The following is a 20657-nucleotide window of genomic DNA, read 5'->3' as shown; positions in this document are numbered from 1 at the left end:
GTTCATCGGGAACCGCCAAGGGGAATCATCCAATGACCTCGAGGACGGAAGCTTCAGGATCGCGTGAACTGTCGATCGCCGCGCGAACCGCCCGACGCCGCCAGCATTCAAAAGCCCTGACGGATCCCGGCTCGTGTGCTATCGCGTCGTTGCGGCGGCATCGTTGGGATCATTCGCAGCGCCCGTCGAGGCCCATTGCGGCGGAAGTGGCGTCACGACACCATGGCGCGCATGATTCGGCCGGTCGCCTCGTCGGCCGGGTAGAACGCTTCGAGCGCGAGTTCGGAGAGCGTCACATCCACGGGCGTGCCGAATACCGTCGTCGTACTGAAGAACGACAGCAGCCCATCCTTCGTGTGCAACTGCATCGGCACAAAAATGCCCGTCGTTGGCGGCACCGTCGGTGCCGGCCCATGCTGCGCCACGGGAAACGCCTTCAACTCTTCATACAGCTCGCCCAGCGTGGCGTCGCCGCTCGCATGAATTTGCTGACGCAGGCGATGCAGCAGATGCGCCCGCCACTCCGGCAGATTGGCGATGCGCGGCGCGAGTCCGTCGGGGTGCAGCGACAGGCGCAGCACATTCACGGCACCGCCCAGCAACGAAGGGTCGACGCCGGCGAGCAGCGGCATCACCGCGCGGTTCGCCGCCAGCAGCGTCCAATGCCGGTCGACGGCCAGTGCCGGATACGGCTCGTGACCGTCGAGTACCCGCTGGACGGCTTGGCGGGCGACGACCATGTCCGGGGCATCGAACGCCCGGGCCTCGAAGCTGGGCGCGAAGCCCGCCGCCACGAGCAGTGCGTTGCGCTCACGCAGCGGAACGTCGAGTGCCTGCGCGAGATGCAGCAGCATGTCGCGGCTGGGTTGTGCGCGGCCCGTTTCCACGAAGCTCAAATGGCGCGTGGAAATCTCGGCTTCCAGCGCCAGATCGAGTTGGCTCATGCGTCGGCGCTGACGCCAGTCGCGCAACAGAGTTCCGATAGCAGATGTCGTCATGGGGCGGGGAGCGATGGATCGTTGGGCAGCCATTACCTCGCAGGTAATCGACGGCGTGTCGTGCGGTCGGGAAGATTATAGCCAGCGAGACAAGATATCTCGCCATCCTCAGCAACGCCGCCACGGGCGCTATGTCCGGATCGGTCTCACTTCGATGGAGGTCACCATGATGTCATCCCGTCAGTCTTCGCTCGAGGCGTCGCGCCCCGACGCCCCGCATGCTTCGTCCCAGACTTCGATGCTCGCCCGCGTGATGCTGGCCGACGCGCTGATCAGCGCCGCGGTCGGACTGTTGCAGGTCCTCGCCGCTGCCCCACTGGCGGCGCTGCTCGACCTGCCCGCCGTCGGACTGCGTGTCACGGGTCTCGTCCTGCTTGCCTACGGAGCCGCGCTCGTCTGGCTGGTACGGCGCACGGCGATACCTGCTGCGGCGGCGTGGGCCGCTATCGCCGTCAACGCGATCTGGGCGCTCGAGTGCATCGTCTTGCTTTGGTCGGGCTGGATCGCACCCAACGGGCTTGGCGTGGCCTTTATCGGGGTGCACATCGCCACCGTCCTGGTGTTCGCCGAGCTGACGTTCATCGGGCTGCGCCGCCGTCGGTTGGCGCGGGCCTGATGGGCGCGCCCCCCGCGACGTCGCGAACGCAACGTCGTTCGCCGCGTGCGGGGGCAGTGCGTGCGTACATCGGCAAGGAGACGGCCTGCCCTTGCCTAACCGGGCCCATCGCTGGCCGCCGCGAGAAGCGGAACGACCAGATCGCTGATCGGCGTTGGAATTCCATGAGCGCGTCCGTATCGTTGCACGACGCCATTGCGGCAATCCCACTCGAGCGGGCGATTTCCCTGCCGGTCGGCAAGAATCGATGTCCCGAGATCGGGCGGCGCCCGATGGAACCCGTCGACGATCGCATGCGGCACATCATCGTCCAGCTTCGCACCCTCGGCGCGTGCGACTTCGAGACATTCCCGCAGGTAAGCGAGCGACAATGCGGTGATGTCGCTTCTCGAGAACATGCCCGCGCGACGCCCCGTCAGCACCATGAGGCCCGCCACCGCGTTCTGCATGAGCTTTCGCCACGCGAGCGTCACGAAATCCTCCGCCACTTCCACCGAGCATCGCGTGCCGCCCAGTGCCGAGACCACCCTGTGGCTTTCCGGCACGTCGGGTAGCGTGATTCGGGGGCTGGCGCGCAGCCACACCGACGCATCGGATTCGCGCTGCGCGGGGAACCAGACGACCGATGGCAGAACAGCCGCGCCGGACGCATACGGCGCAAAGGCGGGCTTCTGCTCGACGCCGTTCTGCAACACGCAGATGATCGACCTCGCATTGCACAGTGCGGCGATCCATGGCGCCGTGCTCGCCACCTGCGTCGCCTTCACCGCGACGAACACAAGATCGACTTTGTCCTTGATCGCCCGAGGATCGGTCACGACCGGTCCGGGCACGACGATCTCGCCGTCATCATGGCGCAGCACCAGCCGCTCGAGCGCCGAGCGGCCACAGATGACAGGCGTGCGTCCCGCTTCGTGCAGGGATGCCGCCACGGTCGTTCCGATGGCGCCTGGACCGACGAGGGCGACGGAGGGAGGGTTTCGCGGGGTCATAGGGTTCGTTCGGTTCGATCGTTGGCAAGACGCGGGCGCAGCGCCAGGGCCAGCGGAATGATCGCCAGAGCGGTGAGCGCGGTCGCGTAAGTGGCGGCCTGGACGCCGACGCCGTCGCCCAGGAAGCCGTAAAGGACGGGGGATATCGCACCAGACGCGATCGTGCCGGTGTAGAAAATCGCGAATGCGCGCTCGGCGGCGTCGGGGGCGGTCAACTCCGGAACGGTACCGTACAACACCGACGACGTGCCATTGAGCATCATGCCGAGTATCGGCAGCAGCACCATGGCAAGCGGCAGCGGCAGGTAAGTCAGCGCGACAATGCCCACGGCGGTGCCGCCCTCGGTGAGCAACACTGTACGCACCACTCCCAAACGCGCCCCCAGCCAGCCACAAATGAACTTGCCCGCCGCGCCGCCTATGAAGACCAGCGCGAGCGACGTTCCAAGGAGTTTAGGCGAGATGCCCTTCGCCTCGAGCAGGAAGGGCAGGAAGGTAAGCAGACCCATGCGAACCGCCGTGTCCAGCACGCCGATGGAAAACAGGGTGGAGAATCCGCGCTTTCCGCTACCACTGCTACCTCTGTTTGGGGCGGGCGGCGCTTCCGTTTCCACGCCTGTCGCGGCGCTGCGGGGTACGGCGGGAAACATGACCAACAGGACGGCGGCAACGATGACGCCCATGGCGGCGACGATCCATAGCGCGTGTCGCCACGACATCATCGTCACAAGCACCGAAATGGCCGCCGGGAGGATCGACTTTCCGAGGTCGCCGGAGAAGTTGTAAAGACTGAGCGGACCTCTCGCATCGCGTCCGAAGGTGCGCGAGACGGCGCCCGATGCGATGGGGTGCTGCGTGCTGGATCCGCTGCCCGAGATCGCCAGCGCCACGCACAAACCGATGAGGCCGCCGGACATGCCTGCGATGGCGTAGCCGAGCGCTGCCAGGAGCGTACCGATAGCAAGCGTGACGCGACTGCCCAGTCGCTGTGCCAGCCACCCGGCGGGCAACTGCAGTGCCGCCATCGCGCCTGCGTAAATGCCTCGCAGGATCGCCAGGGCCGCAAAGTCGAGCCCGAATTCCGACTGCCACACCGGGAGCAGCGCATAGATCATGTCGGTGTAGCCATCGTGCATGGCATGCGCAACGCACGACAGCCACAGCACGCGTGGTCGTGATGATGTGGCCTCCCGAACAAGCGGAGGGGAAAAAACCGGCAGGCGCATCGTCATTCTCTCCGTGCGAGCGGGGCCAGAAGGGCATCAAGAGCCGCTCGTGCCCGCACTTTCTGGCTCGACAGCAAAATTCTATGGCCAGGATGCCCGATCGTTCAATTGAGCTAAAATCGCGTCAACGGAGAGAAAAAGTCACGTCATGAGTGCGAACCCAGGCGCTTCGAAGTCCCGCACCGAGTTACCCCCGCTCAACGCGCTGCGCGCCTTCGATGCGGTTGCGAGGCATGGCAGTTTCGCGGGCGCGGCAGCGGAACTGCATGTGACGCACTGGGCCATTGGAAAGCAGATCCGATTGCTGGAGGACTGGTTCGGCCTGCCGCTGTTCGACCGCCGCCCGCGAGGTGTCGTGTTGACCGACGAGGGCGCCGCGTTGCTGAGCGACGTGAGTAGTGCGTTCGAGTCCCTCGGTACCGCGGTGGTGCGGTTGCGTCACAACACGGCCAGGCAGCGGATATCCGGGGTCGTGCGGGTGAACGTACCGATGAGTTTTGCGTTCTGCTGGTTGCTGCCGCGATTGGCCGATTTCCACTCGCGATACCCGGACATCGACGTCAGGGTGTCGACCACATCGCGCAAGCTGCGCTACGTCGCCGACGCGTTCGATATCGGGGTTCGTTCCGGTCCTGAGCATGGCGCGGGGGTCGTGTCGCGGCCGTTGATGCCCGACCTGCGTATCCCGGCCTGCAGTCCTGCGCTGCTGCGCCGGCATCCGATTCAGCACGTGGCCGACCTGCGTCAACATACGCTGCTCCACTCCGCGACAACGCGCGCCGCCTGGTCGCACTGGTTGAAGGCGGCGGGTGCTCCCGATCTGCGAGCCGCGCGTCATGTCGAATTCGATCACGTGAATCTTCAGCTTGGCGCGGCCATCGAGGGACTGGGCGTGGCGCTGGCATCGCAGCCGCTGATCGCGCGCGATCTCGCCGAAGGGCGCCTCGTGTGTCCCATCGCATCGCCGGCATGGCGTGCCGACGACTACATGCTGGTGACGAACCCCGACCGCGTCGATGACGCCGCCGTGTCGGCGTTCGAGCAATGGATGAAAGAGATGGCGAAACCGGAGGCCGGTCCGGCTCGTCAAATCCAGGAAGCCACAAAGCCATGACGCCTCAGGACCTGCGACGGTCTCGCGAACGTCGCCCCGAGGGCACGGCTATGCTTCGTACTGCAAATCGAATCCCCCATTGACCCGACCAATCCGCGCGAATCCGAGTTCGCCCAGATGCATCCCGGCGATGCGCAGGCGTTCGGCGCTCACCCGGTCCAGCAGACGTGAGCGGGTGGTGGCGGCCAGCGACGCGTCCTGATCGAAGGCGATGGAAACCTCGGGGCGCTGAATCTGAATGTGCGGGAAGTGCACCACGTCGCCCCAGACCAGCAGGCCCTCATCGCCCGATTCGACCACGTAGCCCGTGTGCCCGTCGGTATGTCCCGGCAATGGCATCGCACGGATTCCGGGCGCCACCTCGCCGTCGTCGAAGAGGCAAAGCCTGTCGCGATACACGTCGAACGCCGTGCGTGCGATCAGAAAATTCCCGCGTGCGCGCGCGTTGGCCCGGCTAAGATTCGCGTCGTCCTGCCAGAACGCGAGTTCCTTGCGATGCACCACGAGCGACGCGTTCCCGAAGGCCGCGTGCCCTTCGCTGTCCACCAGTCCGCCGACATGGTCCGGATGGGCGTGCGTGAGCAGCACAGTATCGATGCTGTCGGGCTCGACACCGGCGCGCGTAAGATTCGCCGCCAGGCGCCCGCCCCATTGCCGGATGCCGCCGGCTCCCGTATCGATGAGCAGCGTACGGCCTGCGCCGCGCACGACGTAGCCATTGATGTGGATCGCGCCGGGTTCCGTCTGTCCCGCGGCGCGCTGCATTCTGGACGCATCTTGCGCGTCGATGTTCGACAGGAGATCGAGACTCGCGGTGAGATAGCCGTCGCTGATGGCCGTGATCGTGAAGTCCCCGACGTGTTGTGTGGGGAAGATGGCGCTATTCGACATATCGGATCCGTTCATCGTTGGCGACGCGCAAGCGCGTCGGCGTGTGTGAGCTGCTTCGTCATCGGTGCATAAAGACAGACGCCATTCGCGATCCGACCGGCGCGCTGCAGTGATTGCGCCATTGTCCGTGGCAGTACGGCGAGCCAACGTAGCGCCGGAGATTTCTCGAGTGCCACGGCGCGCATGGCCAATGGTTCCAATCCCACGGCATGCAGGTGCTCGGGGCCGCGCGCGTCGAGCGCGAGGCATTCGTCGACTTGCACGGCCGGCGCCGGCCCGATACCGCCGTACAGATTGCGGTGCCAATCGGTGATGTGCGGCTGCCACTTCGCGAAATTGCCGCCGCCTTTGCGTCGATACTCCTCGCCGTGCAGCACGTCGATTCCGTGCACGGTGTGAAGCGCGAGATAAGTCGGGCATCCGTCACTGATCGCCTTGAAGCGCTGCGAAGTGTGGAATCCCGACACGGCAATGAGCGCCGGCAGTTTCTCGAGACTGTAGAAGTCGTTCCATTCGGCTTCGCAAGCGGGGTCGGCGAAGCTGCATTCCACGGTGTAGATCATCGAACGGTTGGCGCGGATAACGCGTGTTCATTGCGGTAACGTAATGCTAAGCTCCAGATTTCCGTCAATAAATCGAATAAAGTTCAGGCTTCAGTGACATTTGCTCAAGCTGAAGGCGACCCACCCTGCACCAACGAGACATCCATGAGCCGCAAGATTCCGAGCAATTCCGCGCTTCAGGCCTTCGAGGCAGCGGCCCGGCATGGCAGTTTCGCGCGCGCGGCGGAGGAGCTCTCGCGGACGGAGGGGGCGGTCAGCCGCCAGATCGGGCGGCTGGAAGCGTTCCTGGGCGTCATGCTGTTCGAGCGTATCGGCAACCGTGTTCGGCTCGCGCCCAATGGCGCCCGCTACGCCGGGCAGGTGCGCGAGATTCTCGATCGGCTCGAGCGCGACAGTCTTTACCTGATGGGGCAGCCCAGCGAAGGCGCCAGCCTCGACGTGGCGGCAAGCCCGACGTTCGCGATCCGCTGGCTGATTCCCCGGTTGAAGCACTTTCAGGACAAGCATCCGAACATCACGGTGCATATCGCCGAGCGCATCGAACCATTTCTTCTGGCGGGAAGCGGCTTCGACGCGGCGATCCATTTCGAGCACCCGGCATGGGCGGGCATGCACGTCCATGCGTTGATGGAAGAAGTGTTGGTGCCGGTGTGCAGTCCGGCGCTACTCGCCGGCGCCGGCAAGCGTCCCGCGCTCAACGCGCTGCCCCGCCTGCACCGGCGTCAGAATCCGGATGCGTGGCAACGCTACGCGCAGGAGTTCGGCATCGCCCTGTCCAACCCGGCGGTGGGCGCGCGGTTCGATCTTCACTCCATGCTGATCGAAGCCGCCATTGCGGGTCTGGGCGTGGCGCTGGTGCCACGTCTGTATATTGCCGCGGAAGTGGCGCAGGGCCGCCTGATCACGCCATGGCCGGACAGCCGCGCGGTCACCAAGCGATTTTGTCTGGTGCTGCCCGACCCCATCGAATTGAGCGCGTCACCGATGCAGGCGTTCGCCAGATGGTTGCTCGACGAGGCCAGTCGTCTGACGCCCTGATCGCGACCCTCGGCGCGTGTCGCAGCGGACATCGAAGATGACGGCCTGATCGGCCCGAATCGCGTGGCGGTGCCGTCGCTGGGCGAAATGAAGACGTCGATGGCCGGCATCGACATGGCCGGAGCGGCTGAGATGGATGCAGGGTACCACCGCGCGATTCGCGGCGATCTGTCCTGACTCGCCGCGTTCGCGCCATGCGGGCTCAGCCCGGTGAGCCCGCGGATTCCTGGGCGCGACGCAGACGCTCGCGGCTGTTGGTGAGGTGCGTGCGCATTGCCGCGCGCGCCGCTTCCGGGTCGCGTCGCGCAATGGCGTTGTAGATGTCTTCGTGCTCACGGTTCACGCGATTCAGGTACGACACCTGGTCGTCGTCGGCCAGCGCGGCGGAATTCACCCGCGTGCGCGGAATGATCGTGTTGCCGAGCTGCTCCAGAATGTCGTGGAAGTAGCGGTTGCCGGTGGCGTTGGCGACTTGCAGGTGGAATGCCACGTCGGCCGTCACGGCATTGCCCGTGCGCTGGCGCACGTGCATCTCGAAGTCGTCGAGCGCCTGGCGCATCAGCTTGAGTTGCGTGTCCGTGCGACGATTGGCGGCCAGCCCGGCGGCCTCCGTCTCGAGCGAGATGCGCAGCTCCAGGATCGCCATCACGTCGAGCATGGTGAGAATGCTGTTGGTATCGACCTGAAGCGCGTTCTCGCGCGGCGCCTCGAGCACGAAGGTGCCGATGCCGTGACGCGTCTCGACCAGTTGCGCCGCCTGCAGTCGCGAGATGGCCTCGCGTACCACGGTGCGGCTCACGCCCAGACTTTCCATGATGGCCGACTCGGTCGGCAGCTTGTCGCCCGGGCGGAACGTGCCGCTGCGAATCTGCTCGGACAAGGCGCTCACGACCTCTTCGGTGAGGCTGCGGGACTTGCGGCGAGGACGAGCGGGCAACGAGCTGGACATGGACATGGCGTCGGTTCGAATGTGGAGAGCGTGAAAAAACGCTCCCAGTTTACCTCATCGACCGTCGCATACATACGACAACCGATAAGAATCGACCGCCAACGCCACGGCCCAGTCCACATCAGGCGTCGGCGGTCGAAAATGCTGCATCGTGCGACTTCTCGCGACCCTTCGGATCGATCCGGGAGGCACGCGCACGGCGCCGCCCGAATCGTATTGCGAACACCCTGGCGCGTCAGAAATCGACGCGTACCCCCAGCATGCCGACGAACTGCGAACTCGTTGCCGACGGCGTGCTGTTCTGCGAATCGCCGACCACCGGCCCGGCGTTGATGATGCTCGTGGCGTTTGCCGCGAGCGACTTGCCGTTCGCGTGTTGCCACGCCTCGAGCGCATACAGCGACGTGCGCTTCGAGAGCGAATAGACCTGTGCGAGCGAGATCTGGTGATAGGTGGCCGAATCGGTGATGCCGTTTGCCTTGGACGCGGCCGTGTAGCTGTACGCCGCCGCCAGGCGCCACTGCGGCGACGCCGTCCACGACGCATGCACGCCCGCGGTGTTGAAGATCGCCGTGTCGTGGAAGAGCGACGCCGCCCCCGGCTTGTACTGCACGTTGCTGTAGCTGGCGCCCAGCGTCACGCTGCCGATCGTGTAGATGCCGGCCACCGCGATGTGTTGCAACGAGTCGGCGGTGACGTAGCCCTGGTTGACGGCCGACGTGCCCGGCACGCCCGTCGACGCGCTGTTCCACGTGGTGCCGCCACCGATGTTGTTCAGACGCAGATACCCGGCTGCCAGCGACAGCGGGCCGCCGTCGTAACGCAGCGCGCCGGAGAATGTGTTGCCCTTGCTCATGGCGCCGGCCTGGCCGCCGAAGCCGTATTGCACGCTCGCGGTCACCCCCCAGAGCAACGGCGAGGTGTACGTGACGGAGTTATTGATGCGAATCGTCGTGTCCAGACCGTCGATATCGCCCGGGTGGGCACCGGTCGCGCCCGTCACGTAAGACGTCGGGCCAATGGTGCCGACCATCAGGTAGTACGGCGAATACTGACGGCCGATCGTCACCGTGCCGACCCGGTCGTTCTTCAGGCCGACAAACGCCTGGCGGTTGAACATCACGCCCGACGAACTCATTGTGCCGTTATTGACGTCGAACCCGTTTTCCAGCTGGAACAGCGCCTTGGTGCCCCCACCGAGGTCTTCCGTGCCACGCAACCCCCAGCGGCTGCCGGCGAGGTTGCCGTTGCGCAGATACGTGTTGGAACTGCCGTTCTGGTTGCTGCTGTACGTCAATGCGTCGTCGACGATCCCGTAGAGCGTCACGTTCGACTGCGCGAATGCCGGCATGGCGCCGACAGCGAGACCGGCCCATACCAGCCCGGCAAACCGTTTCGAATGTCTCACGACTTCTCCTCTTCTGATGTGTTTTCGTTGACTTCCTGTGAACCGCTGATGCGTGCTACCGGTACTAAAAACGGGGTGCCTTGCCGCTCCAGTCGGGGCGGTACTTGCGCATCTGGACCGCGTCGTTGCGCGTGCGCAAGCCGCAGCGCAGGTACTGCTCGTGCAGCCTGGCCAACTGATCCGGGTCGATCTCCAGGCCAAGCCCGGGCGCCTGCGTGAGGGCGACCGCGCCGTTGCGAATGGCGATCTTTCCGCCACGCACGACCTCCTCGTCCGGCGCCTGCCACGGGTAGTGGGTGTCGCAGGCGTAGGACAGGCGCGGCACGCTCGCCGCCAGATGGGTCATGGCCATCAAGCTGATGCCTAGATGCGAGTTGGAGTGCATCGACAGGCCGAGGTCGAACGTCTCGCACATCCGCGCCAGCGTCTGCGTGTCGCGCAGACCGCCCCAGTAGTGGTGGTCGGAGAGAATGATCTGCGCGCCGTTCAGGCGGACGTTCTCGCGGAACTGGCGCAGATCGGTCACGACCATGTTCGTGGCGAGCGGCATGCCGGTCTCGCGATGCAGCTGCGCCATGCCTTCGAGCGTCGGCGTCGGGTCTTCGTAATACTCGAGGTCGCCCGCGAGTTCACGCCCCATCGCGATCGCGGTAGCGAGCGACCAGTTGCCGTTCGGATCGATGCGCAACGGTTTGTCGGGGAAGGCGCGCTTGAGCGCCTTGAGGCATTTCACTTCCTCGGCGGGTTCGAGTACGCCGGCCTTGAGCTTGATGCTGCCGAAGCCGTAGGTGTCGATCATCGTCCGTGCCTGCGCGACGAGTTGTTCGGCGTTCAGCGTCTCGCCCCATGGATCGGCCGCGTAGGGCGCGTCGATGTGCTGCGCGTACTTGAAGAAGAGATAAGCGCTGTATTGCACCTCGTCGCGCACGGCGCCGCCGAGCAGTTCGACCAGCGGAACACCGAGGTGACGTGCCTGCAAATCGAGAAAGGGGACTTCGAAGGCGGAGTAGAGCTTCTCGGCGTCCTTGCGCGGATCGGTGCCCGGTGCGAGTTCGTACTCCACGCGCTCGCCGCGCACACCCTGGCGGACCACTGCCGCCACCCGCTCACGCAAGCCGTTGGTGTTGAACGGATCCATGCCGATCAGGCTCTCGCGAGCGTTCTCGAGCAGCGCCAGCATCGGTGCGTCGCCATAGGTTTCGCCCAATCCGACATGCCCGTTGTCAGTCTCGATCTCAATGATGGAGCGAAGCGCGTACGGCTCGTGAATGCCCGCCGCGTTGAGCAGCGGCGGATCGCGAAAGGCGATCGGGGTGATCGTGATGCGTTGGATTTTCACTGCGGCGTGTCCTCAGACCCCACCAGGCGCGAGGCCGCGGTGAGGCGTCGTTGGGGGTTGCGATGTAGCTTTTACGTCATCGTATGACTGGGCGTAATTTAGGTGAGCCCCCGACCATTTCTCTATCAGTAATATCCCTGATCAATGGCGTGGCATCGTATTGAAATCGCGGGTAATCGCCTGAATTATCAGGGTTGTACGGCCTTGTTAGGGAAATCTCTGAGGCGTTTCGGCATGTCTTCCGATTGCAAATTCGCAACCTCAGTCATATGATGACTTACGAGAAATTCAACGCAAAGAGGAGACAGCATGGCCTTCAGTCGCAGGGGATTTTGGCAACGCACGCTTGGCGCACTGGCATGTGCCGCAGCATTGGGGAGCATGGCGGGAATCGCGAGCGCCGCGCCGGTCGCGCTGAACATCGTGGACGTGGCGGGCAATCTCGCGCTCACGCAAAAGGGCTTCGAGGCGTTCCGGGACAAATACCCCGATCTCGTATCCAGGATCACGTTCACGAATGCGCCTGCACCGCAGTTGCCGGGCAAGATCAAGGCCATGCAGGCGGCCGGTCGTGCTGACATCGACATCGTGCTCACGGGCACCGATGCGCTGGCCGCCGGGATACAGCAGAACCTCTGGCAGCGCCTGCTGCCCGACTACAGCGCGAAGCTGCCCGGCGTGCTCGACAAGTACCCGCCTAATGTGCGCGCGATGCAGGATCTCTCGAAGGGGTATGGATTGACGGTGACATTCATGCCCGCCGGTCCGCTCGTGGAGTACAACCCGGCGAAGGTGACGCAGCCGCCGAAGACGCCAGCGGAACTGCTTGCCTGGTGCAAGGCGAACCCGGGCAAGCTGATATACGCGCGCCCGGCCAATTCGGGTCCGGGGCGCACGTTCCTGATGGGGCTGCCGTATCTGCTCGGCGACAAGGATCCGCACGATCCGATCAAGGGCTGGGACAAGACCTGGGCGTTCCTGAAGGAGCTTGATTCGTGCATTCCGTACTACCCGGGCGGCACCTCGGCGGTGATGAAGGAGTTGGGCGAGGGCAGCCGCGACATGACGCTGACCGTCACGGGCTGGGACATCAATCCGCGCGCGCTGGGCATCGTGCCGGCGAGCTTCCGGGTGCAGGCATTCGACAAGCTCACGTGGGTCAACGACGCGCACTACATGGTGGTTCCGAAGGGCGTTTCGAAAGAGAAGATGGAGGTAATTCTCAAGCTCATCAACTTCATGCTCGAACCGGCCCAGCAGGCGCTGACGTATGACGATGGCTATTTCTATCCGGGACCTGCCGTGAAGGACGTGCCGCTCTCAGCCGCCCCGGCGAAGAGCCAGGAAGTGATCGCGAAGTATGGCCGTCCGGAGTACGCGAAGCTCATTGCCGACTTCCCGCACGCCGTGCCGCTCGACGCGACGGCGATGGTGGCGGCATTCCAGAAGTGGGATGCCGAGATCGGCGCGCTGAAATCGAAGTGATCGGAGCGATCGGAGTCGTCAATGAAGCACAATTTTCAACATCTGCGTCTCGATAGCGTCGCGCGCAGTTTCACCAATGCCGAGGGGCAGTCCGTGGCGGCCCTGAACGGCCTGGACCTGACCATCGAGCGCGGCGAGTTCATCGCGTTGCTCGGGCCGTCGGGCTGCGGCAAGTCCACCGCGCTCAACTGCATTGCCGGATTGACGCCGCTCACGGGCGGCGCGATCTGGCTCGACGACGAGCGTATCGACGTGTTGCCCAGCGAGAAGCGCGGCTTCGGCATGGTCTTTCAGAACTACGCGCTGTTTCCGCACATGAGCGTGCTCGATAACGTCGGCTTCGGCCTGCGCATGCGAGGCGTGCCGCGCGCCGAGATCGAAGCGCGCTCGCGCGAAGCCTTGCAGCTCGTGCAGCTCGTCGGCCATGAGCGCAAGTTGCCCGGCCAGCTCTCGGGCGGACAACAGCAGCGCGTGGCCATCGCCCGCGCCATCGTGATCGAGCCACCGGTGGTGCTGATGGACGAGCCGCTCTCGAACCTCGACGCCAAGCTGCGCATCGAGATGCGCGCCGAGATTCGCCGCATTCACGGCAAGCTGGATCGGGCCACGATCTACGTCACGCACGATCAGGACGAAGCGCTGTCGATGGCCGACCGTATCGTCGTGATGAAGGAAGGCGTGGTCCAGCAGATCGGCGCGCCGCGCGATGTGTACGCGCGCCCGCGCAATCTGCATGTGGCGCGCTTCATGGGCTATCGCAACGTGCTCGACGTGTCGATCACCTCGGCGCAGGGCGATCACGCCCGCGTGTCGTGCGGCGATGCGTCGTTCGAGGGCGTGCTCATGGAACCGCCGGGCACCGGCGGCAAGGTCAGCGTGGCGATCCGTCCCGACGACTTCGAGCGCGCACCGGCGGCCAACGACAACGCCTTCGAGGCGGTGGTCGAGACGGTCGAGTACGGCGGTCGCGATTCGCTGTTGCGCGTGGCGTCGCCGTTCGGCCAGCTCTACGCGCGCCTGCCCGGCGACTACGCGGTCGGTGAGCGCGTACCGCTGTGTGTGCCGGCCGAGCGCACGCTCGTCTACGCAGGGGAACGCGCATGAGTACCGTGGCACCCTCTGCCGGCGTCTCGATGACGCCGGCCCCACGCTTCGACGGCCGTGGCTGGCTGGTCGCGCCCGCGCTCGTATGCCTGGTGGCGATGTTCGTGTACCCGTTCGCCTACGGCCTGTTCCTGTCGTTCCAGCCGATGGACGGTGGCGGGGTGTTCGCGAACTATCTGAAGTTCTTCAGCGAGTCCACGCTGTGGCCGACGGTGCTCATCACGCTCAAGCTCGCGGTGCCCGCAACGTTGATCAACGTGGGCGCGTCCGTGCCGGCGGCCTTCGCGCTTCGCAAGAGCACGCGAGCGTCGAAGTTCGTGACGATGTTGCTGGTGGTGCCGGTCACGCTCGGCACTGTGCTCATCGCCGACGGCATGCTGACTTATTACGGGCCCAATGGCTGGTTCCCTCAGGCGTTGCACGCCCTGGGCCTGTACCACGACGAGGTTCGTCTCACGCACAACTACTGGGGTGTGCTGATTTCGCTGGTGATTTCGGGATTTCCGTTTGCATTCCTGCTGATCCTGTCGTACGTGACGGGCATCGACCCCACGCTCGCGCGCGCGGCCGGCACGCTCGGCGCCGGACCCTGGCAGCAGTTCCGCCTGATCTATCTGCCGTTGCTCGTGCCGGGGCTGACGATGGCGGCATGCCTGTCGTTCGTGCAGGCGTTTTCGGTGTTCCCGTCGGCCGTGCTGCTCGGGGTGCCCGCCGGCGCCACGCGCGTGGTGTCGATCGCAGCCTACGAGGCGGCGTTCGAAAGTTATGACTATTCGCTCGCGTCGTGCGTGGCAATCGTGATGGGCTTCGTGCAGTTGCTGATCGTGGCAGGCATGCTCGGCGCGCGCCGGGCGTTCTACAGCGGTCCGACCACGGGAGGCAAGGGATGAACGCGACGAAAAAGCCTTTGGCCGGTACGCTGGCCGCGCAGAATGGAGACTTCATGACGACCCCTTCTTCCGTGAGCCCGGCAGCCGCGGCGCCCGCGTCGCGGCGCAAGATGCGCCGCGAGGGGCCGGGATCGCGTCTGTGGCGCATGTTCGTGTGGGGCGCAATGATCTTCTTCCTGGTCAACGTGGGGCTGATGATCGCGACCGTGACGATGAACTCGGTCGCCACACGCTGGTTCGGCACGCCGCTGCCCGAGGGTTTCACGCTGCATTGGTACGCGCAGGCGTGGCGCGACTTCCAGTTGGCGGATGTGCTGTGGGTGACCGTCGAGGTTGTGGGTGCCGTGGTGCTGTTGTCGATCGCACTGGGCGTGCCTGCGGCGTACGCGCTCGCGCGTGCGCAGTTCCCCGGCAAGAAGCTCGCGATGCTGGTCTTCCTGTTGCCGCTGATGGTCCCGCCGGTCACATACGGCATTCCGATGGCGACGGTGCTCTACAAGGTCGGGCTGGGCGGCACGCTGACCGGTGTGATCCTGGCGAACCTCGTGCCATCGCTGCCATTCGTGATTCTCGTGATGACGCCGTTCATCGAGCAGATCGACCCGAATCTCGAAGCTGCCGCGCGCATCTTCGGCGCCAACACCTTCAAGTATTTCCGTCACGTGCTGTTGCCGTTGCTGGTGCCCGGCATTCTCGCGGCCGGACTGCTGGTGCTCGTGCGCACGATCGGCATGTTCGAACTCACGTTCTTCACCGCGGGGCCGGACACGCAGACGCTCGTGGTCGCGCTGTACTACGCGGTGTTCTCGACCGGGGTGCGTGCGCCACAGTCCATCGACGCCATGGCGATGATCTATATGGCCATCACGCTGCTTTGGGTGCTGATCGCGTTGCAGTTCGTGAGCCCGACGCAGCTCGTTAGCCGCGTCAAGGAGGCGCCCAAGGGCGAGTGAGCGCGGCATGTCCGGGCAGTGATGCCCGGACAATGGCATCGTCGTCGCCCGGTATGTTGCGTTGCAGCAAGAAAATATCGACTGGCGCAGGGAATAACACGCGTGGGGCAGGCGTTTTGAGAGTGTCGTCACCGACATTCATTCAAGGAGCCAATGCCATGAACCAACGTCAATCGATGTCCGCCGTCCTGTCCGCGCTTGTGGCCGCCGCCGGCCTTCTCGGGGCCGTCGCGGCCCACGCCGAGGCCCCGCTCAAGGCAATGAGCGGCATGCTGGTCGACGGCAAGAACCGCACCGTCTACACCTTCGACAAGGATGTCGCCGGCAGTGGCAAGAGCGCCTGCAACGGCCCGTGCGCCGAAGCCTGGCCGCCGGTGATGGCACCCGCCGGCGCGAAGGCCGAGGGCGACTACACGATCGTCACACGCGACGACGGCACGAAGCAGTGGGCCTACAAGGGCAAGCCCGTCTACCTGTTCAGCAAGGACACCGCGCCCGGCGAGATGAAGGGCGACGGCTTCAAGGACGTGTGGCACGTCGTCAAGCCCTGAGGCGTGAGCGAGCGGGCGCATGGCGCCCGTGCGGCGTGGAGCGGGAACGTGAGGGCGGTGTGGGCGGCCATCGATGCCGTGCGGCGCAGTGCAGCGCCGCGCCGGCTCGATATAATTTCGCGGCAGGCGTTGGCGATGCGCGCTGACGATGCTTCGCGTCGGCTTGCCGCCACGCCCCCTCCGCCAGGACATTCGCCGATGACCGCCCAGGATTTGCCGAGTCTGCTCCCGGATTTGCTGCCACGCCTCTGGGCGTTCGCCCTGCGCATTTCGGGCGACCGCCACGATGCGGAGGATCTCGTGCAGCGCGCCTGCGTCCATGCGCTCGAGCGCACGCATCAATGGCAGCCGGGCACCTCGGCCCTGAGCTGGATGTATCGCATCGTGCACACCACATGGATCAACGAGATCCGCGCTCGCCGTGTGCGCTCGCGCGGCAGTCTCGCCTGGGAGGACGCCGACGTCGAGACCGTCCCCGATCTGCACGCTTCCACGCCCGAGGACCTCGCGAGCTATCGCCAGGTGTTCGGCGCCGTCGACAGGCTGCCGGAGGCGCAGCGGCTCGTGATGTTGCTCGTTGCCGTGGAAGGCCTGACCTACCACGAGGCGGCGCTGGTGCTCGACGTGCCCGTCGGCACCGTGATGAGCCGGCTCTCTCGCGCACGCCGCACCATCGGCGAGCAGTTCCGCCAACCCGGGGAACCTGGCCGCCGTGCCCCGGATGCCGGCGCTTCCGGCAGTTCCCGCAGTTCCGGCCCGACATTCGGTGCACGAGAGGAGGACGCGTGATGAACGAAGACGATATCCGCCTGCTCGCGTACGTCGACGAAGCGCTGTCCGCCGAAGCGCGTGCCGACGTGGAGGCGGCCATCGCGGCGTCGCCGGTGCTCGCTGACGTGGTGGCGTCGCTGCGCGCGTCGCGCCTGCCATATCGGGAGACGTTCGCGGCGCAAGTGATGCCGCCGGTGCCGGAGCGGCTGAGCGCCGGGCTCGACGCGTTGTTGCGTGAGCATGCGCAGCGCCAGACGTCCGCGGCCCGGACGGAGGCGGCGAGCGAGCCGCCCGCGAGCGGAAAGCACGATGACACGCGCCAAACGCCTGCGGCCAACGAGCCTCGAGGGGGCCGGCGTGTACGCGCGTGGTGGTTGGGTGCTGCGTTTGCGGCCGGCGTGGCGGCCACCGTGGTCGCGTTGCCGATCGTCTCCGGCATGCTGTCGCGACCTGGCGAAAATGCCGGTGCCGGCCCGATGACCACGGCGTCCGTTGACGCACCGCCGAAATCGCCGCAGGGCGTGACATGGGTGCGCGCGGCGGCCGACTACCAGCAGCTATACGTGCGCGACACCGTTGCCGACTTGCCGGTGGAGGCGCGCGATGTCGAGCAGACAATGCGAGAGATTCGTCGGCGCGACAGCCTCGACATCCGCGTGCCTGACCTGACGGCGCAGGGGCTCTCGTTCAGGCGCGTGCAGCGCCTTCGCTGGCAGGATCGGGCGCTGGTGCAGATGGTCTATCTGCCGCACGTCGGCGATCCGATCGCCCTGTGCGTGGTGCGTGACGGGCGTGCGGATCAGGGCGTGGCCGAGCAGACGATCGACGGCATGGGCGTGGTGACCTGGCGCAAGGGCAAGCTCGGTTACGCGCTCATCGGCGCGCCGGGTAGTTCGGTCGATCTGAAGACGGTGGCCAAGGCGCTTGCCGAGGGGGCCGTGGTGCCGTTGTATGGTCTGGTGATGCCACCCGATGGAACCATCGGGACCCGCCCGCAGGCGTCCTCGTAAGCGGTATCCATGACCGCTGCCGACGCGCGAATCCATTGGCTGACGCCAAGGGGGCGCTCAGCGCGCGAGCGCGATGCGAGTTGTCGGTGCACGGGACTCGCCCACGGCGTCAAACCGCGCCACTTGATGCAAAACGCCCTCGAATCGAGGGCGTTTTGCGCTGCGGCCGGTGCTGCGCCGCCGGCTCCCTGTCGGGGCCGGATGGTCAGGACTGCGAGCGTAAGCCGTCGCGAAGTCGCCACAAGCCGAGCGGATTACCTTCCTTGAGGGCATCCGGCAGCAGGGCGTCCGGCAGGTCCTGATAGCACACCGGACGAAGAAAACGGTCGATGGCCGATGCGCCGACCGAGGTGAACATCGCATTCGACGTCGCGGGGAATGGTCCGCCGTGCACCATTGCATGACAGACTTCCACGCCCGTGGGGAAGCCGTTGGCGAGAATGCGTCCGGCGCGACGCTCCAACACCGGCAACAGGCGGCGCGCGGTGGCGGTGTCGCCGGCATCGAGTTGCAGCGTGGCGGTAAGTTGGCCTTCCAGACGCTCCGTGATGGCGATCATGTCGTCGACGGTGTCGCAGGCGATGATCACCGAGGCCGGCCCGAAGACTTCGTCGTGCAGCGCGGGCGTCGCGAGAAACGCCGCCGCCGTGGTGCGGAACAGGGCGGCCTGTCCCTGGCACGCGCCGCCCGTCTGGCCCCTTGCGACCAACGTCACGTCCGATTCGCCGGACAGCCGTGCGACGCCGGTGTCGTACGCACGGTGAATGCCCGGCGTGAGCATGGTGCCGGCGGCCTTCTCGCCGAGGGCCTCGGTCGCGACGGCGCAAAATCGCTCGAGCGAGGCGCCCGACATCGCCAGCACCAATCCGGGATTGGTGCAGAACTGCCCGACGCCCATCGTGAGCGAGTCGACGAAGCCCCGGGCGATGGCGTCCGTGCGCGCGGCCAGGGCTTCCGGAAGCAAGTAAACGGGATTGATGCTGCTCATCTCGGCATAAACGGGAATCGGCACCGCACGCGCTTGCGCGATGCGTTGCAGTGCGAGCCCGCCCGTGCGCGATCCGGTGAACCCCACGGCCGCGATCGCCGGGTGCGCGACCAACGCCTCGCCCACGGCCCTTTCGCCGACGAGCAGCGAGAACACGCCCTCCGGAAGATCGAGCTGCTGCACAGCCGAGCGTACGGCGCGCGCCACGAGTTCCGACGTGCCGAGGTGGGCCGAGTGCGCCTTGACCACGACGGGGCAGCCTGCCGCGAAGGCCGATGCCGTATCGCCGCCGGCCACGGAAAACGCGAGCGGGAAGTTGCTTGCACCGAAAACCGCGACGGGGCCGAGGCCGATCTTCGCCAGCCGCAGGTCGCTGCGCGGCATCGGCTCGCGAGCCGGTTGGGCGGGATCGACGGTGGCATCGAGGAAGTGGCCGTCGCGCACCACGCGCGCAAACAGTCGCAACTGACCGACGGTGCGGCCACGCTCGCCTTGCAGGCGTGCAACAGGCAGACCCGTCTCGGCATGAGCGCGTTCGATGAGGGTGTCGCCCAGATCGAGAATCGCCTGCGCCACGGCCTCGAGAAATTGTGCGCGTCGCTCGAGCGGCAGGGTGCGGAACGGGTCGAACGCTTCGCGGGCCAGGTCGCACGCGCGCTCGACGTCCTGCACGGTTCCCGCGCCGAACGGCGGGGCGAGTCGTTCGCCGCGCGACGGGTCGAACGCTTCGAGCGTGCCTGCACTGCCGCGCACGTCGGCGCGACCGATCAACATCTCTCCAGTGATCTGCATGCCTGTGCTCCTTAGCCTTCGACTTGCTTGATGAGCGCGTCGAGGGCTTCGACTTCCTGCGGCAACAGGTCGGTCAGCGGGGCACGCACCGGACCGGCGTCGTGACCGACGAGCTTCGCTCCCGCCTTGACGATACTCACCGCGTAGCCCGGGCAGCGATTGCGGATTTCCAGGTAGGGCAGGAAGAATGTGTCGAGCAGGCGGCCCATGGTGGCCTGATCGTTCTCGCACACGGCGCGGTAGAACGCCATGGCCGTTTTCGGAATGAAGTTGAACACGGCCGAGGAATACACCGGCACGCCCAGCGCGCGGTAGGCCGCGGCATAGACTTCCGCCGTGGGCAGGCCGCCGAGATACGAGAAGCGCTCGCCCATGCGGCGGCGGATCTGCACCATGCGTTCGATGTCGCCCACACCGTCCTTGAAGCCAATCAGGTTGGGGCAGGCGTCGGCCAGGCGTTCCAGTTCGTCGGCGCCCAGTTTCGAATTCGCACGGTTGTAGACGATCACGCCGATGTTCACCGACCGGCAGACCTGTTCGACGTGAGCGGCGATGCCGCCGAGGCTCGCCTCGGTGAGGTAGTGCGGCATGAGCAGCACCCCCTTGGCGCCGAGACGCTCGGCTTCCTGTGCATAGGCGATCGCCATGCGCGTCGGTCCGCCCGCACCGGCCAGGATCGGCACCTTGCCCGCGCAGGTGTCGACCGCCGTCTTGATCACGGCACTGTAGTCCTGCGGGGTGAGCGAGAAGAATTCGCCCGTGCCGCCCGCCGCGAAGAGCGCCGTAGCGCCGAACGGCGACAGCCACTCCAGCCGCGCGGCGTAGCCGCGGGCATCGAAATCGCCATGGGCGTCGAAGTCGGTCACGGGGAAAGACAACAAGCCGTCGGAGACGATCTGCTTGAGTTCTTGAGGTGCGGTCATTTCAAGAGTTCCTGTCGGCAACAAGGCCGGATTCGATGAAGAAAGATGGCGCTCAA

The 20657-nt window shown here is 65.7% G+C and carries 20 protein-coding genes; 10 read left to right on the top strand and 10 right to left on the bottom strand.

The window, feature by feature from the left end; all coding sequences use genetic code 11:
- Nucleotides 1-212: 212 nt before the first annotated feature.
- Nucleotides 213-1031 (bottom strand): helix-turn-helix domain-containing protein, encoded by an 819-nt coding sequence (locus tag PMO31116_RS22620; RefSeq protein ID WP_217424773.1) that lies wholly within the window; start codon nucleotides 1029-1031, stop codon nucleotides 213-215.
- A gap of 133 nt (nucleotides 1032-1164) precedes the next feature.
- Between PMO31116_RS22620 and PMO31116_RS22615 the strand changes: the two genes are divergently transcribed.
- Nucleotides 1165-1614, top strand: a complete 450-nt coding sequence (locus PMO31116_RS22615; RefSeq protein WP_150568663.1) for a hypothetical protein — start codon at nucleotides 1165-1167, stop codon at nucleotides 1612-1614.
- Nucleotides 1615-1709: 95 nt separating this feature from the next.
- On the opposite strand, the gene PMO31116_RS22610 is transcribed toward PMO31116_RS22615, so the two are convergent.
- Nucleotides 1710-2606 (bottom strand): oxidoreductase, encoded by an 897-nt coding sequence (locus PMO31116_RS22610; RefSeq protein ID WP_150568662.1) that lies wholly within the window; start codon nucleotides 2604-2606, stop codon nucleotides 1710-1712.
- Nucleotides 2603-3832 carry an MFS transporter gene (locus PMO31116_RS22605; protein WP_150568661.1) on the bottom strand — a complete coding sequence of 410 codons (1230 nt, stop codon included), beginning with the start codon at nucleotides 3830-3832 and terminating at the stop codon, nucleotides 2603-2605. The genes PMO31116_RS22610 and PMO31116_RS22605 overlap by 4 nt, the downstream gene beginning before the upstream one ends.
- A gap of 148 nt (nucleotides 3833-3980) precedes the next feature.
- Between PMO31116_RS22605 and gcvA the strand changes: the two genes are divergently transcribed.
- Entirely contained in the window at nucleotides 3981-4946 is a 966-nt protein-coding gene (gene gcvA, locus PMO31116_RS22600; protein ID WP_150568660.1) for a transcriptional regulator GcvA, read from the top strand.
- Nucleotides 4947-4994: 48 nt separating this feature from the next.
- Here gcvA and PMO31116_RS22595 read toward each other — a convergent pair whose 3' ends face one another.
- Both PMO31116_RS22595 and PMO31116_RS22590 read right to left on the bottom strand, forming a co-directional pair.
- Entirely contained in the window at nucleotides 4995-5837 is an 843-nt protein-coding gene (locus tag PMO31116_RS22595) for an MBL fold metallo-hydrolase (RefSeq protein ID WP_150568659.1), read from the bottom strand.
- Between the two features lie 11 nt (nucleotides 5838-5848).
- Nucleotides 5849-6400, bottom strand: a complete 552-nt coding sequence (locus tag PMO31116_RS22590) for a sugar ABC transporter (RefSeq protein WP_150568658.1) — start codon at nucleotides 6398-6400, stop codon at nucleotides 5849-5851.
- A gap of 144 nt (nucleotides 6401-6544) precedes the next feature.
- Here PMO31116_RS22590 and PMO31116_RS22585 point away from each other — a divergent pair, with 144 nt between their 5' ends.
- On the top strand, nucleotides 6545-7438 hold the full coding sequence (locus tag PMO31116_RS22585) for a LysR substrate-binding domain-containing protein (protein ID WP_150568657.1): 894 nt from the start codon (nucleotides 6545-6547) through the stop codon (nucleotides 7436-7438).
- A gap of 202 nt (nucleotides 7439-7640) precedes the next feature.
- Here the strand turns inward: PMO31116_RS22585 and PMO31116_RS22580 are convergent, their stop codons facing one another.
- From PMO31116_RS22580 to PMO31116_RS22570, 3 genes are all read right to left on the bottom strand, one after another.
- Nucleotides 7641-8387 (bottom strand): FadR/GntR family transcriptional regulator, encoded by a 747-nt coding sequence (locus tag PMO31116_RS22580; RefSeq protein ID WP_150568674.1) that lies wholly within the window; start codon nucleotides 8385-8387, stop codon nucleotides 7641-7643.
- A 235-nt stretch (nucleotides 8388-8622) separates the two neighbouring features.
- Nucleotides 8623-9795 (bottom strand): porin, encoded by a 1173-nt coding sequence (locus PMO31116_RS22575; RefSeq protein ID WP_425494822.1) that lies wholly within the window; start codon nucleotides 9793-9795, stop codon nucleotides 8623-8625.
- Nucleotides 9796-9859: 64 nt separating this feature from the next.
- The gene (locus tag PMO31116_RS22570) at nucleotides 9860-11134 is read right to left on the bottom strand and encodes a glucarate dehydratase family protein (RefSeq protein WP_150568656.1); all 1275 of its coding nucleotides are present in this window, start codon (nucleotides 11132-11134) and stop codon (nucleotides 9860-9862) included.
- Nucleotides 11135-11515: 381 nt separating this feature from the next.
- Between PMO31116_RS22570 and PMO31116_RS22565 the strand changes: the two genes are divergently transcribed.
- From PMO31116_RS22565 to PMO31116_RS22535, 7 genes are all read left to right on the top strand, one after another.
- Nucleotides 11516-12619: an ABC transporter substrate-binding protein gene (locus tag PMO31116_RS22565; RefSeq protein ID WP_246185444.1), complete on the top strand. Its 1104-nt coding sequence runs from the start codon at nucleotides 11516-11518 to the stop codon at nucleotides 12617-12619.
- Nucleotides 12620-12640: 21 nt separating this feature from the next.
- On the top strand, nucleotides 12641-13723 hold the full coding sequence (locus PMO31116_RS22560; RefSeq protein ID WP_150568654.1) for an ABC transporter ATP-binding protein: 1083 nt from the start codon (nucleotides 12641-12643) through the stop codon (nucleotides 13721-13723).
- The gene (locus tag PMO31116_RS22555; RefSeq protein ID WP_150568653.1) at nucleotides 13720-14613 is read left to right on the top strand and encodes an ABC transporter permease; all 894 of its coding nucleotides are present in this window, start codon (nucleotides 13720-13722) and stop codon (nucleotides 14611-14613) included. The genes PMO31116_RS22560 and PMO31116_RS22555 overlap by 4 nt, the downstream gene beginning before the upstream one ends.
- 53 nt (nucleotides 14614-14666) lie before the next feature.
- Nucleotides 14667-15566 (top strand): ABC transporter permease, encoded by a 900-nt coding sequence (locus PMO31116_RS22550; RefSeq protein ID WP_343038640.1) that lies wholly within the window; start codon nucleotides 14667-14669, stop codon nucleotides 15564-15566.
- A gap of 158 nt (nucleotides 15567-15724) precedes the next feature.
- Nucleotides 15725-16117, top strand: a complete 393-nt coding sequence (locus tag PMO31116_RS22545; RefSeq protein WP_150568651.1) for a COG4315 family predicted lipoprotein — start codon at nucleotides 15725-15727, stop codon at nucleotides 16115-16117.
- Between the two features lie 198 nt (nucleotides 16118-16315).
- Nucleotides 16316-16906 (top strand): RNA polymerase sigma factor, encoded by a 591-nt coding sequence (locus tag PMO31116_RS22540; RefSeq protein ID WP_246185442.1) that lies wholly within the window; start codon nucleotides 16316-16318, stop codon nucleotides 16904-16906.
- Nucleotides 16906-17898, top strand: coding sequence for an anti-sigma factor family protein (locus tag PMO31116_RS22535; RefSeq protein WP_150568650.1), 993 nt, complete (start codon nucleotides 16906-16908; stop codon nucleotides 17896-17898). Before PMO31116_RS22540 ends, PMO31116_RS22535 begins: the two co-directional genes overlap by 1 nt.
- Nucleotides 17899-18103: 205 nt before the next feature.
- On the opposite strand, the gene PMO31116_RS22530 is transcribed toward PMO31116_RS22535, so the two are convergent.
- A complete protein-coding gene (locus PMO31116_RS22530; RefSeq protein WP_150568649.1) occupies nucleotides 18104-19678 on the bottom strand; it encodes an aldehyde dehydrogenase (NADP(+)) in 1575 nt (524 codons plus the stop codon).
- An 11-nt stretch (nucleotides 19679-19689) separates the two neighbouring features.
- Nucleotides 19690-20601 (bottom strand): 5-dehydro-4-deoxyglucarate dehydratase, encoded by a 912-nt coding sequence (kdgD, locus tag PMO31116_RS22525; protein WP_150568648.1) that lies wholly within the window; start codon nucleotides 20599-20601, stop codon nucleotides 19690-19692.
- Nucleotides 20602-20657: the final 56 nt, after the last annotated feature.

This window comes from Pandoraea morbifera (genome assembly GCF_902459575.1).
GTDB classification, from domain to species: Bacteria; Pseudomonadota; Gammaproteobacteria; order Burkholderiales; family Burkholderiaceae; genus Pandoraea; species Pandoraea morbifera.
This window is presented reverse-complemented; position numbering and strand designations above follow the sequence as displayed.

Excerpts from the sequence above, each read along its gene's own strand:
- PMO31116_RS22620 (WP_217424773.1), bottom strand. The coding sequence starts at position 1,031 with ATGGCTGCCCAACGATCCATCGCTCCCCGCCCCATGACGACATCTGCT.
- PMO31116_RS22565 (WP_246185444.1), top strand. The coding sequence starts at position 11,516 with ATGGCGGGAATCGCGAGCGCCGCGCCGGTCGCGCTGAACATCGTGGAC.
- PMO31116_RS22580 (WP_150568674.1), bottom strand. The coding sequence starts at position 8,387 with ATGTCCAGCTCGTTGCCCGCTCGTCCTCGCCGCAAGTCCCGCAGCCTC.
- PMO31116_RS22545 (WP_150568651.1), top strand. The coding sequence starts at position 15,725 with ATGAACCAACGTCAATCGATGTCCGCCGTCCTGTCCGCGCTTGTGGCC.
- PMO31116_RS22560 (WP_150568654.1), top strand. The coding sequence starts at position 12,641 with ATGAAGCACAATTTTCAACATCTGCGTCTCGATAGCGTCGCGCGCAGT.
- PMO31116_RS22530 (WP_150568649.1), bottom strand. The coding sequence starts at position 19,678 with ATGCAGATCACTGGAGAGATGTTGATCGGTCGCGCCGACGTGCGCGGC.
- PMO31116_RS22540 (WP_246185442.1), top strand. The coding sequence starts at position 16,316 with ATGACCGCCCAGGATTTGCCGAGTCTGCTCCCGGATTTGCTGCCACGC.
- PMO31116_RS22555 (WP_150568653.1), top strand. The coding sequence starts at position 13,720 with ATGAGTACCGTGGCACCCTCTGCCGGCGTCTCGATGACGCCGGCCCCA.
- PMO31116_RS22605 (WP_150568661.1), bottom strand. The coding sequence starts at position 3,832 with ATGCGCCTGCCGGTTTTTTCCCCTCCGCTTGTTCGGGAGGCCACATCA.
- PMO31116_RS22550 (WP_343038640.1), top strand. The coding sequence starts at position 14,667 with ATGACGACCCCTTCTTCCGTGAGCCCGGCAGCCGCGGCGCCCGCGTCG.
- gcvA (WP_150568660.1), top strand. The coding sequence starts at position 3,981 with ATGAGTGCGAACCCAGGCGCTTCGAAGTCCCGCACCGAGTTACCCCCG.
- PMO31116_RS22615 (WP_150568663.1), top strand. The coding sequence starts at position 1,165 with ATGATGTCATCCCGTCAGTCTTCGCTCGAGGCGTCGCGCCCCGACGCC.
- PMO31116_RS22585 (WP_150568657.1), top strand. The coding sequence starts at position 6,545 with ATGAGCCGCAAGATTCCGAGCAATTCCGCGCTTCAGGCCTTCGAGGCA.
- PMO31116_RS22590 (WP_150568658.1), bottom strand. The coding sequence starts at position 6,400 with ATGATCTACACCGTGGAATGCAGCTTCGCCGACCCCGCTTGCGAAGCC.
- kdgD (WP_150568648.1), bottom strand. The coding sequence starts at position 20,601 with ATGACCGCACCTCAAGAACTCAAGCAGATCGTCTCCGACGGCTTGTTG.
- PMO31116_RS22610 (WP_150568662.1), bottom strand. The coding sequence starts at position 2,606 with ATGACCCCGCGAAACCCTCCCTCCGTCGCCCTCGTCGGTCCAGGCGCC.
- PMO31116_RS22535 (WP_150568650.1), top strand. The coding sequence starts at position 16,906 with ATGAACGAAGACGATATCCGCCTGCTCGCGTACGTCGACGAAGCGCTG.
- PMO31116_RS22595 (WP_150568659.1), bottom strand. The coding sequence starts at position 5,837 with ATGTCGAATAGCGCCATCTTCCCCACACAACACGTCGGGGACTTCACG.